The following is a 12,082-nucleotide window of genomic DNA, read 5'->3' as shown; positions in this document are numbered from 1 at the left end:
ATGTTATTCTGCGGCTAATGCTTCAATTGTATTAAGTCGAGCTGCGCGTCCACTTGGTGCGAGACTGGCAAATAGAGCAATTAACACAGCAACGATGACAGCGAAAATCAAGTGACCGATAGAAATTTGAACGATACTGACACCGTCAAGGAAACCTGAGAGGGCCTTATTAATAATAAATTCGCCCAAGAATGCAGCCAAAATGGCGATGATTGCAGATGGAAGTCCTAAAATCAAACTTTCAAAAGTAAACAAACGTGAAATATCTTTACGGCGTCCACCAAGCGCACGAATAACCCCAATTTCTTTTGTTCGTTCAGCAACGGACATGTAAGTGGTCACAACAATCATGAAAATAGATACGATCAGACTAATTCCTGCAATTGCAGCAAGTACGTAGCTGACAATATTTGTTATATTCGTTAATGTGTCAAGAATGGATCCCATATTAAACGTTGCGAAGGCTTTGTTTCCATCAATTTTTATCTTTTGGATTGTTTGTGCGGCAGATTTGACATGATCGACTTTATCAACTGAGACAACGGCATATGCGGCATCAGAATCAGCACCAGCAGCACTTAAAGAAGATTTCAAAGTTGATGCAGTCATGATAACTGAACTTGCAGCTCCCCCTCCAGCACCAGCGCTATCAGGATTTTTCAAAATTCCCGACACTTTGAGAGATTTGGTTACTTCCACATTACTATTCGATGATGTCTTTGCAGTGAATGTAATTGAGATTGATTGACCAATTAAGGATTTATAATCATTATTTAACGCTTTTGCATCTTTTTCATAAAGTGCAATTTCACCATTTTCTGGCTTATTGCCTTTGACATAGGAGTCATTAATATTGGATGCGTTCCATGTTGTGATTGAATAAAGTCCTGTTTTCGTTGTAGAATCATATTTCATTGTTGTTAAACCGCTTATTGAATAAGCAGGTTCAACTTTTGTTACGTATTTTGCATCTTTTAAACTGTTAAGATGGTTTGAATCAAGTAGATTGTCCGTAGCTCCTAAATTTTCTTGCGCCTGCCGAAGTGCTTCGGTGTTCGCAACAGCATTATCGGTTGTCGTTCTCTTGAAAACAGTCACGATATTTGGATTGACATTGGACGTAATCATGTGGTTCATATACTTGGTCGCGCCATTCCCAAGGCCAAGGAAGAAGATGACAGAGAATAAACCAATTGCTGTGCCGATTGCAATGAGCAAATTAATTTTCCATGCATTCGTAAAATGTTGGAAAGCCGTTTTAAATGTATCGGCAAGAGAAAGTGCTTTTGATTTGATTCGGTCATGTTCAAGTGCTGGATAAGCGGGTTTAATTCTTTCGTCACCAGTGATAACCCCGTCGGCCAAATGAATAATACGAGTGCCATATTCAGCTACTTCCTGAGAGTGCGTTACAACAATGACTGTTTTACCTGATTGCGCGATATCTCTCAATAAAGCCAAAACTTCTCTTGTATTTTGGGAATCAAGTGCGCCAGTTGGTTCATCGGCCAAGATAATTTCTGGATCTGAGGCTAGGGCACGCGCGATGGCTACTCTTTGTTTTTGTCCCCCTGATAGTTGCGCAGGTTTTTTCTTCCGATGCTCATAGAGTCCAACTTGTTTTGTCAATTCTATTGCACGTGCATGACGTTCTTTTTCGGTTAAAGCAGTCATTTTCAAACTGATCATGATATTGTCAAGAACAGATAAATAAGATACGAGATTGAAGGATTGAAAAATAAAGCCAATTGTCTCGCGTCGGTAAGCATCCATCGCTTTTTCTTTTTTTGCTCTTTGAACAAGACCATCGACGATAACATCGCCATCGTATTCGCGATCTAAGCCACCGATAATATTCATCAATGTTGATTTACCGCCTCCAGATTCACCAAGAAGACTTACGAATTCACCGCGTTCAATTTGTAAATCAATTCCCTTGAGAACAGGGAATTCTTCTTTTCCCAAGAAATATGATTTTTTAATATTTTTAAGTTCTAAAACTGACATAAAGCTCTTTTCTAGTTTTGCATGTATAGGAGATGTTTTTCAATTAATGGACGAAATCCATCCTAATGATAACATTAAAACCTTAAGGCTGAATAAGACTTAAGGCTGATTTTCGTTTTATCCATTGAGTAAAAAGTCTAGAACGTTCATTCCAGTGCTTGTTTTGGCCTTATAAAGTTCAGTAAAACCACATTGCGAACAAGATATTGTAATGAATTTCTTATTTTGGACGTTGAAAAGCTTGGAGAACTCTCCACCAGTTGATTGGAATTGATCTTGCTCAAAGGTATGATTTCCACATTTTTCGCAAGTAAATTGACGTTCGTAACCGTTCATGACATGACCTCTCTCTTTCTTTTTCTAATTCCATTATAACCTATTCAAAAAAAAATAATCAACCATATCCATTAATTTAGTAAAAAATAGTTCAAATGTTCACTTTTTTGGAAAAATGATATAATGATTAAAAATAAAAGATAAAAGATAAAAAATGAGGAAAATTATATGGCATATCAAGTTAATTTTAAAAATGTTGAAACAACCGGTTTAGAAAGCTCACCAAATGCTGAAAATCTTGCAGGATTACGTGCAAATGAAGCAAGGTATTTTTGGAATAAGTACAAATTTGAATATCTCACCTACCCTGCTGATGAAATGAAAAAGGAGATCGACTGGCTTAATAAGATTTTGCTGGAAGAACGTGAATTAGTTTTTTCTTCACCAATTTTAGAAGTTGCTGTTTATGAAGATGAGCAACTTTATTGGCCAGAGTTTTACTATGAAAATGGCATGGTCCTTAATGTCCTGTATGAAAAAATGGCTCTTCAAGAAGGGAAGAAGCCTAAGCGTGCTGTTGGTATTAAGTTGTCTTTAGGGATGGAGGTACCAACCGAACTTGAGGGCAAATTCAAATTTGCACGTCAACGTTCCAAATTAGCTGGTGAAATCCGTGGAAGTTTCTTTACTTTGAAGAAAGAATGGTTATGAAAGCAGAGTGTCTGCTTTTTTATTTTCATTCATATCAGGTCAAGGATTGTTAAATTTTGATATAATAAAGGAAAGGATTCCGGAGGAGGGGATATATTGAAGACAGAAGTACGTGAGAAATTACGTGTGGCCTTATTAATGGCGATGAGTTCTGGCTTTATGGACGGGTACACTTTTTTTCATTATGATGAACGATTTGCGGGTGCACAAACAGGAAACGTCATGCAAGCCGGTATTTACTTAGCTCAAGGTAACATTGTAAAATTTTGGGATTTTGCAATTCCCATCTTCTTTTTTATGGCTGGAGTCATTTTTAAAGTTTTTTACTCTAATTATTTAGTTAAAAGAGGGAAGTTTGACGCCCTATATATGCTGAGTGTTCAATTGGTCGGATTGACAGTATTTGCTGTCTTGTATGGAAGTATGTATGATACTTTTTTAAGAATACCAAATTCAATTTTTGTTGGAATTCTATCATTTTTTATGGCAATCCAATTTGATACTTTTAATCGTGCACATGGATTAGGTTATACCTCAGTTTTCACAACAGGTAACATCAAGAACTTTTCTGTCAGTTTAGCTCAATGGTTTTTAACCAAAGATAAAAAATACCTGCACGCCGTTCGCGTTCTGGGAGCAATCATTCCGACTTTCTTTATCGGTGCATTTTTAGCCACTGTTCTAGGTAATATTTTTGGTGTCTGGACACTATTGGGTGTTTGTGTGATTTATTTTATCGTTTTTGTCATTTACCGGACAGAAAATATTTAAGTTTGAGAGCTCATGTTTTCATGAGCTTTTTTGTTACTCTCCACGCTGAAGCAGTGGCAATAGTGCAAAAACAGTCTATAATTTGTTATAATTAATTAAGAAAAATACAGAGGAGGCGAGAAATGAAATTAACAGCTTTGGGTGTTTGGGGCGGTTATCCCACCCGAGATGCAGGGACAACGAGTTATTTATTGCAAAGTAAATCTGGCTATAATCTTCTAATCGATTGCGGTTCACGTGCCGTGACCGAGCTTGAGCATGAATTGCAACCCACGCAATTGGATGCAGTTATATTAAGTCATTATCATGAGGATCATATCGCTGATCTGGGTGCCTTACGTCAGTACAGACAGCTTTTCCCGATTGGACAAGAGGGCTGGGATGGCATGCTTCTGCCCATTTATGCCCATGCCGAAAATAAAAATGAATTTGCCAAATTGACATTAGACGGGGTGTCTGAAGGGCGCGCTTATGATGTCGAAAAAGGTTTGAAAATGGGGCCATTTGATATCACTTTCTTAAAAATGGTTCATCCTGTCATTAATTACGCGATGAGAATTGTTGAACGACGAACGGGACAAATCCTCGTTTATACTGGAGATACAGGGTACTTTGATGATTTGATAAATTTTTCCAAAGGCGCGGATGTTCTTTTGGCTGACGTTTATTTTTTCAAGGAAAAACACAGAATGCCTAATCACCTTTCGTCAGTTGAGGCAGGTGAAATTGCAAAGGCCGCAGGGGTTAAAAAACTGATTTTGACCCACTTGCCTCAATTTGGAGACCTAAATACGCTTCGAGAAGAGGCACAAAATGCTGCGCAAACAGTTCCAGTGGAATTGGCCCAACCACACCAGAAATGGCAACTTTGATGCAAGAGTTTACCCAAGAAGAAAAAGAGTTTTATATGAAAGAGGCCTTGAAAGAGGCCAATAAAGCAGCAAGCAATGAAGAAGTCCCTATTGGTGTCGTCATTGTTAAAGATAAAAAAATCATCGCGCGATCATTTAACCGTCGAGAACTAGATGAAAAAGCAACCCACCATGCGGAAATTTGTGCCATCGAGATAGCCAATGAAGTTGTCGGAAATTGGCGTCTGATTGATTGCTCACTCTTTGTTACGATTGAACCTTGTGTCATGTGTGCAGGTGCGATTGGCCTGGCCCGTCTTTCACATGTTTATTTTGGGGCAACAAATCCAAAATTTGGCGGAACGGTCAGTTTGTACCATATTCTTGAAGATGAACGATTGAACCATCAAGTCCAAGTTGAATCTGGAATTCTTGAAGGGGAATGCGCTGATATCATGCAACAATTTTTCCGTGAGCGCCGTAAAAAGTTGAAAAAGAAAAAAAATATGATATAATTATTTTATGGAGCAATAAGTCCCTTACGAAGCGTGTCAGGACCTGACGGTAGCAGCACTAAGTATGAGGCTTATGTGCTCTTTTTTTGTTTTTTACACAACGTTTTGAAAAATTGATAATCTTTACAAAAGTTACGTTTTCAATACGAGGGTGAAGAAGGTTTGAAAAAATAGCATTTTTAAGGTAAAATAGAAATATCTATTTGGAATTAAAGAAAGGCCCTTCATGTCGTATTCAAATTTGAAGTTGTTTGCGCTCTCTTCCAATCAAGAATTAGCAAAAAAAGTTGCTAAGGAAATTGGAATTGAGCTTGGGAAAGCGACCATTAGAACTTATTCTGATGGCGAAACAGAAATACATATTGATGAAAGTGTCCGCGGAGAACATGTATTCGTTCTACAATCAACAAGTGCACCAGTGAATGAAAATTTAATGGAATTGTTAATTATGATGGATACTCTACGTCGCGCTAGTGCTGCCTCAATTAACATTGTGATGCCTTATTATGGCTATGCTCGTCAAGACCGTAAGGCCCGCGCACGTGAACCAATAACATCAAAACTTGTGGCAAACATGATTCAAATTGCCGGTGCTGACCGTTTAATTACTTTTGACCTCCATGCGCCTCAAATTCAAGGGTTCTTTAATATCCCTGTTGATCATTTGATGGGTTCGCCTTTAATTGCTGAATATTTCAAACGTAATTTCGTTGCAACTGGTGATGATGTGGTTGTTGTTTCTCCTGACCACGGTGGGGTTGGCCGTGCTCGTAAATTGGCATCTTTCTTGAAGACACCTCTTGCGATTATTGATAAACGTCGTCCACGCGCAAATGTAGCCGAAATTATGAATATTATTGGTGATGTTAAAGGCAAGAAATGTATTTTGATTGACGATATGATTGATACAGCTGGTACAATTACTTTAGCTGCTAACGCACTCAAGGAATTAGGGGCGACAGAAGTCTATGCCTCATGTACTCATGCCGTACTTTCAGGACCTGCAATTGAACGTATCGAAAAATCTGCAATTACAAAACTTGTCGTTTTAGATACAATTCAAATTCCAGAAGAACGTAAGAGCGATAAGATTGTTCAATTATCAATCGCTAATTTGCTCGCAGATGCCATTATTCGTATTCATGAAAAACGTCCCTTGTCACCACTTTATGAATTACGTCGTCCATCTGAAAATATCTAAGTATTCGAGCGGCCGCTGGTCGCTTTTTTAAAAATATGGAAAAAGAACAAATTCGAGCAATACGCCGCCTATATGAACATGTCGATAAAGTAAATTTAACCCAAAGGGAGCAGCAGATGCTTGCGCTTTTGAATAATGAGCAACAAGAAATGGATTTTCATACTTTGGGAAATGGCATTTACCGAATTATTCAATTTAAGAGCAATAGTTTTTTAGAATTATCAACAACACTAAAATTATTGTTACCAGACTTGATTAGGGTTAATCAGGAAGAACAGTTGGTAATCGAGCAATTTTCAGGGGAAAATCTGACCAAATCAGAGCTTTTTGATGTGTTGAAAACGCTGAGCCAAGATACCGGCGAGCACATTCATGCATATGTGGGCTTCTTTGTTGAACGTGATGACCTTAAATCACTCTATTTTGAAGAAAAAATGGCTTTTGAACAGGGTCAATCTTATAGTGAAATGCTGATTTCTAAAAGTTTGAAAGTTCATTCGAGTCCAATGTTAAAAAAAATCCAGTATCGTCTAAAAGAAAATATTGAAGACCAGCACTTAGTTAAGAGCCTCTATCAAACCTCTGGTAACCAAGCTCAAGCAGCAAAACTATTATATGTTCATCGAAATACCTTATTAAATAAAATTAAAAAATTCGAGCAGAAATATGGTCTGCAGCTTATGGGAAGTGATTTAATTCTCGCTTATAATTTGCTTTAGAGCCTATAAAAATCCGAGCCAAGCACGGATTTTTCTGCTATAATAATAATATTCACAATAATTCAGAAAATGTTGGAGAAGTTATGGAATATAACCATCAAGAAATAGAAGCCAAATGGCAAAAATATTGGGCAGATAATGAAACTTTCCGCACCAAAACAGACAAAAATAGTCCTAAGTTTTATGCGCTAGATATGTTTCCTTACCCTTCAGGTGCAGGCTTACATGTAGGCCACCCAGAAGGCTACACAGCAACAGATATCCTTTCGCGCTATAAACGCGCACAAGGTTTTAATGTCTTGCATCCAATGGGCTGGGATGCGTTCGGCTTGCCTGCTGAAAATTATGCCATGAGTACTGGGCATGACCCAGCAGGGTTCACTGCGGAAAATATTGCCAATTTTAAACGTCAAATCAATAGTCTTGGTTTCTCTTATGATTGGGATCGTGAAGTTAACACAACAGATCCTAATTTTTACAAATGGACGCAATGGATCTTTACTAAAATGTATGAAAAGGGCTTGGCCTATGAAGCTCAAGTTCCGGTCAACTGGGTTGAAGAGCTTGGGACTGCAATTGCCAATGAAGAAGTGCTACCTGACGGCACTTCTGAACGTGGAGGCTATCCAGTAGTGCGTAAACCCATGCGTCAATGGATTTTGAAAATAACGGCATATGCTGACCGATTGCTTGATGATTTAGATGAATTAGATTGGCCTGAATCAATCAAAGAAATGCAACGTAATTGGATTGGTAAGTCAACTGGTGCAGATGTGACTTTTAAAGTTGCTCAATCAGATGAAGAATTTACTGTTTTCACAACTCGTCCTGATACTCTTTTTGGAGCAACTTACTGTGTTCTTGCGCCAGAGCACGATTTGGTTGAAGCAGTTACGACTGCGGAACAGGCAAATGCAGTTGCCGAATATAAGCGTCAAGCAAGTCTTAAATCTGACTTGGCTCGTACCGATCTGGCCAAAGAAAAGACTGGTGTTTGGACTGGTTCTTATGCGATAAACCCTGTTAACGGAAAAGAAGTTCCAATTTGGATTGCCGATTATGTTTTGGCAACTTATGGGCATGGTGCAATTATGGCTGTTCCTGCCCATGATGAGCGTGACTGGGAATTTGCGAAAGTTTACAATCTTAATATTATTCCAGTCCTCGAAGGAGAAGACGGTCAAGGTTCTGCGATCGATGTTCAAAAAGAACCATTTACAGCAGATGGGCGCCACATCAACTCAGATTTCCTTGATGGCCTTAATAAAGCAGAGGCCATTGCAAAAATGGTTGATTGGCTTGAAGAAAATAAAGTAGGAACAAAAAAAGTAACTTATAAATTGCGCGACTGGCTCTTCTCTCGCCAACGTTATTGGGGAGAACCAATTCCAATTATTCATTGGGAAGACGGGACTTCAACAGCTGTTCCTGAAAGTGATTTGCCACTTGTCTTACCAGTAACCTCTGACATCAAACCTTCTGGCACTGGAGAATCACCTTTGGCGAATTTGACAGATTGGCTTACTGTAACACGTGAAGATGGTGTTAAAGGCCGTCGTGAAACAAATACCATGCCACAATGGGCCGGTTCATCTTGGTACTACCTTCGTTACATTGACCCACATAATGATAAGGCCCTTGCTGATCCTGAACTCTTGAAACAATGGCTACCAGTCGATATTTATGTTGGTGGAGCAGAGCATGCAGTGCTTCATTTGCTTTATGCCCGTTTCTGGCATAAATTCTTATACGATTTAGGAATTGTCCCTACGAAAGAACCTTTCCAAAAGCTTTTTAATCAAGGAATGATTTTGGGAACATCCTATCGTGACCACCGTGGCGCGCTTGTAGCAACGGATAAAGTTGAAAAACGTGATGGCTTATTCTTTAACATCGAAACAGGTGAAGAATTAGAACAAGCTCCAGCGAAGATGTCTAAATCGCTCAAAAATGTTGTTAATCCAGATGATGTTGTCGAGCGCTATGGAGCAGATACTTTACGTGTTTATGAAATGTTCATGGGACCTCTTGATGCGAGTATTGCTTGGTCTGAAGAGGGACTAGAAGGGGCGCGTAAATTCTTGGATCGTGTTGTGCGTTTGATTGATTCTGAAAAAGTTGTATCTGAAAATGATGGCAAACTCGATAAAATATATCACGAAACAGTTAAAAATGTTACAGAACGACTTGAGCATATGCTTTTCAACACAGCCATCTCACAATTGATGATTTTCGTGAATGCTTCAAATAAAGTAGACAAATTGCCTCTTGAATATGCGAAAGGATTTGTTCAATTGCTTGCCCCATTTGCTCCTCATATTGCTGAAGAACTGTGGGTTAAATTAGGACAAACAGCGGGGATTTCATATGTTACTTGGCCAACATTTGATGCTGCAAAATTAGTAGAGTCAGAAGTTGAAATAGTTGTTCAAGTTAATGGAAAATTGAAGGCAAAAATTAAAATTGCAAAAGATATTTCGCGTGACGAATTGGCTAAGCTCGGGCAAAAAGCTGTTGCCGACCAAATCAAGGGAGATATTGTGAAAGTTATTGCAGTGCCGAATAAATTAGTTAACATTGTTGTAAAATAAATGAAATAAGTCTTTGTCTCTCATGGCAAGACTTTTTTGATACAATAAAACTAGAAAAGGTGGTCTGATGATTAATTTTATTCCTGAAAAAGTAAGAACGTTGAATGAATTAGAAAGCTCTGTTTTTAATTATATTTTGTCCAATCTTGAGGAAGCCAAAAATTTAACGGTACGTGATTGTGCTGAAAAAGTCCATGTATCAACGGCTACGGTCATGCGAACGGCAAATAAATTAGGTTTTCATGGCTGGGCTGATTTGCGATATTACCTGAAAAATAATACTCAAGTTTCTGAGGTTCCGGTCAATTATTATGAAAATCTGGTTCAGCTAGACTTATTTTTGCGCTCAATTAGTGAAGCGAAATATGGAGAAAAAATGTCAGCTGCAGTTCAATTGATAAAATCGGCACGTTACATCGTTTTTATTGGATTAGGAACTTCGGGGGCATTAGCGGAGTACGGGGCGCGTTACTTTTCAAATATTGGCTTGGAAAGTTACTCTATTTCGGATCCATATCAGGCAATTAAAGGCAAAGGAGCTGTTGATTTACTCACGATAATTTTATCTGCATCAGGAGAAACGGACAAAATTGTTGAGCGGATGATGAAATTACGTGAGGAAGATACGGCGAAAATTATTTCAATCACGAATGAGGAAAATACAACCGTTTCAAAATTATCAACGGTAAATTTGACCTATAATTTCCAAACAGAATTTTCCGAATATGATCCCTTGGAAAATTTGACCACGCAACTCCCGGTCCTAGCTTTACTTGAAATTTTGGCACATCAAGCGACTGAAAATAAAGAATAATCTTGAGTTGCACATTGAGGATGTAACCATTCTTGTAACCTGTTACAAAAATTAAGAAACCCCTTGCAAAATTTATTGTATGGGGTATTATTATATTATAAATAATTATTTATCAGTCTTTGAGAAGATTTGACCTGGCGAATTTTCTCTACATTTATTATTATATGGAGGTCTTATTTATGAATCATTTCATAAATGACAAAGTGTTACCGCCGGTGATGAAATTTGTCAACACCAAGGCAGTGACAGCATTGAAGAATGGGATGCTTTATGCCATGCCATTCATTATCGTTGGGTCAATTTTCCTAATTTTATCAAATTTGCCGATTCCATCTGTTGCAAATTGGTTATCCGTAAATGGTTGGTCTGCTGTATTTAGCCAAGCATTCAATATGTCTTTTGGGATTTTAGCCATTTGGGCTGCAATCGGAATTGGATACTCTTATGTTAAGGAGACAGAATTCGGAGATGTTGCTTTACAAGCTGGGTTAACTTCTCTATCAGCATTCTTTATTGTCCAATCGTTATCTGTTGCAAATCCAATTACAGCTGCTCTTTCAACAGGAAAAGAAGCATCTGGAATTGGTAATTTAACTGGAAATCAAGCGACAGCAGCATTTGAAAAATTGCCTGATGCCATGCAAGTTTTCTTGAATAATCCAGTTTCGGGAGTCTTAAACCTTTCATGGCAAGGTGGCCAAGGGATGATTGCAGCCATTGTCATTGGTATTCTGACAGGTTGGGCTTACACATCGATGATGCGTGCGGGCTGGAAAATCAAGCTTCCAGAACAAGTTCCAGCCAATGTTGCTAATCAATTTACATCCATGATTCCATCAGGGGTCATCATCATTGTAGCGACAGTAATCTACGCCTTGTTTAATAAATTAGGACATACTGATCTTGTGACATTTATCTACCACTGGCTCTCTGTTCCTTTACAAGGCCTTGGAGATTCATTCGGTGGTATTATCGTAATTGCTTTACTTGTACCATTCTTCTGGTTCTTTGGAGTTCATGGTGGAATCATCATGGGAGCAATTACATCAGCATTTTTGATTCCTAATACAGCAGCAAATGCAACCCTATATCAAGCACACAAATTAACACTGGCCAATGGTGCACATATCGTTACCAATGAGTTTTATAATAATTTTATTAACTTGTCTGGTTCAGGAATAACGTTTGGATTAATTGTCTTCACACTGTTCTTTGCAAAATCTCAACAAATGAAATCAATTGGTAAAGTTGAAATGGTACCAGGAGTTTTCAATATTAATGAACCCTTCTTATTTGGCCTACCAATGGTAATGAACCCTGTTTTAGCACTTCCATTCTTCCTTGTGCCTGTCGTGGTTTCGGCAACAGTTTATGGTGCAATCTATTTTGGCATCGTTCCTCCAATGAACGGTGTAGCTGCACCATGGACAACGCCACCAATTATTTCAGGTTTCTTAATTGGGGGTTGGCAATATGCAGTCCTTCAAATAGTTGCACTAACAGAGTCAATTTTGATTTATTTGCCTTTCGCTCGGAAATATGACAAAATGCTTCTTGAACAAGAAGCTGAAAATGAAGAAGAAATTGTTGCATAAGGCAAATCGGCCTGTCAGTAATGACAGACTT

11 protein-coding genes and 1 other RNA gene are annotated in these 12,082 nt (G+C 38.3%); 10 read left to right on the top strand and 2 right to left on the bottom strand.

Annotation, left to right across the window (positions count from 1 at the left end; genetic code table 11):
- Window positions 1–3 precede the first annotated feature (3 nt).
- Both RT41_RS07700 and RT41_RS07695 read right to left on the bottom strand, forming a co-directional pair.
- A complete protein-coding gene (locus RT41_RS07700) occupies window positions 4–2,007 on the bottom strand; it encodes an ABC transporter ATP-binding protein/permease (protein ID WP_096818636.1) in 2,004 nt (667 codons plus the stop codon).
- A 117-nt stretch (window positions 2,008–2,124) separates the two neighbouring features.
- Entirely contained in the window at window positions 2,125–2,343 is a 219-nt protein-coding gene (locus tag RT41_RS07695; protein ID WP_054639323.1) for a zinc ribbon domain-containing protein, read from the bottom strand.
- Window positions 2,344–2,511: 168 nt separating this feature from the next.
- Here RT41_RS07695 and RT41_RS07690 point away from each other — a divergent pair, with 168 nt between their 5' ends.
- The 10 genes from RT41_RS07690 (at window position 2,512) to RT41_RS07645 (ending at window position 12,051) form a co-directional block, all read left to right on the top strand.
- Window positions 2,512–2,994 carry a phage tail protein gene (locus RT41_RS07690; protein ID WP_096818634.1) on the top strand — a complete coding sequence of 161 codons (483 nt, stop codon included), beginning with the start codon at window positions 2,512–2,514 and terminating at the stop codon, window positions 2,992–2,994.
- Window positions 2,995–3,090: 96 nt separating this feature from the next.
- Window positions 3,091–3,765: a YoaK family protein gene (locus RT41_RS07685; RefSeq protein WP_096818631.1), complete on the top strand. Its 675-nt coding sequence runs from the start codon at window positions 3,091–3,093 to the stop codon at window positions 3,763–3,765.
- Between the two features lie 122 nt (window positions 3,766–3,887).
- A complete protein-coding gene (locus RT41_RS07680; RefSeq protein WP_096818630.1) occupies window positions 3,888–4,637 on the top strand; it encodes an MBL fold metallo-hydrolase in 750 nt (249 codons plus the stop codon).
- Window positions 4,637–5,131, top strand: coding sequence for a tRNA adenosine(34) deaminase TadA (tadA, locus tag RT41_RS07675; RefSeq protein ID WP_096818736.1), 495 nt, complete (start codon window positions 4,637–4,639; stop codon window positions 5,129–5,131). Before RT41_RS07680 ends, tadA begins: the two co-directional genes overlap by 1 nt.
- A gap of 4 nt (window positions 5,132–5,135) precedes the next feature.
- An RNA gene (gene ffs, locus RT41_RS07670) (signal recognition particle sRNA small type) lies at window positions 5,136–5,221 on the top strand.
- A gap of 136 nt (window positions 5,222–5,357) precedes the next feature.
- Window positions 5,358–6,332 (top strand): ribose-phosphate diphosphokinase, encoded by a 975-nt coding sequence (locus tag RT41_RS07665; RefSeq protein ID WP_096818628.1) that lies wholly within the window; start codon window positions 5,358–5,360, stop codon window positions 6,330–6,332.
- A gap of 35 nt (window positions 6,333–6,367) precedes the next feature.
- On the top strand, window positions 6,368–7,051 hold the full coding sequence (locus tag RT41_RS07660) for a helix-turn-helix domain-containing protein (protein ID WP_096818626.1): 684 nt from the start codon (window positions 6,368–6,370) through the stop codon (window positions 7,049–7,051).
- Between the two features lie 83 nt (window positions 7,052–7,134).
- The gene (gene leuS / locus RT41_RS07655) at window positions 7,135–9,642 is read left to right on the top strand and encodes a leucine--tRNA ligase (protein ID WP_054639319.1); all 2,508 of its coding nucleotides are present in this window, start codon (window positions 7,135–7,137) and stop codon (window positions 9,640–9,642) included.
- 67 nt (window positions 9,643–9,709) lie between these two features.
- The gene (locus RT41_RS07650) at window positions 9,710–10,456 is read left to right on the top strand and encodes a MurR/RpiR family transcriptional regulator (protein WP_054639318.1); all 747 of its coding nucleotides are present in this window, start codon (window positions 9,710–9,712) and stop codon (window positions 10,454–10,456) included.
- A 179-nt stretch (window positions 10,457–10,635) separates the two neighbouring features.
- Complete coding sequence (locus tag RT41_RS07645) at window positions 10,636–12,051, top strand: PTS sugar transporter subunit IIC (RefSeq protein ID WP_096818624.1); 1,416 nt, start codon at window positions 10,636–10,638, stop codon at window positions 12,049–12,051.
- The last annotated feature ends 31 nt before the right edge of the window (window positions 12,052–12,082 follow it).

It is taken from the genome of Lactococcus fujiensis JCM 16395, from assembly GCF_002441655.1.
Classification (GTDB): Bacteria; Bacillota; Bacilli; order Lactobacillales; family Streptococcaceae; genus Lactococcus; species Lactococcus fujiensis.
Note: the sequence above shows the minus strand (reverse complement) of the source record. Positions and strands in the feature narration are given on the sequence as shown.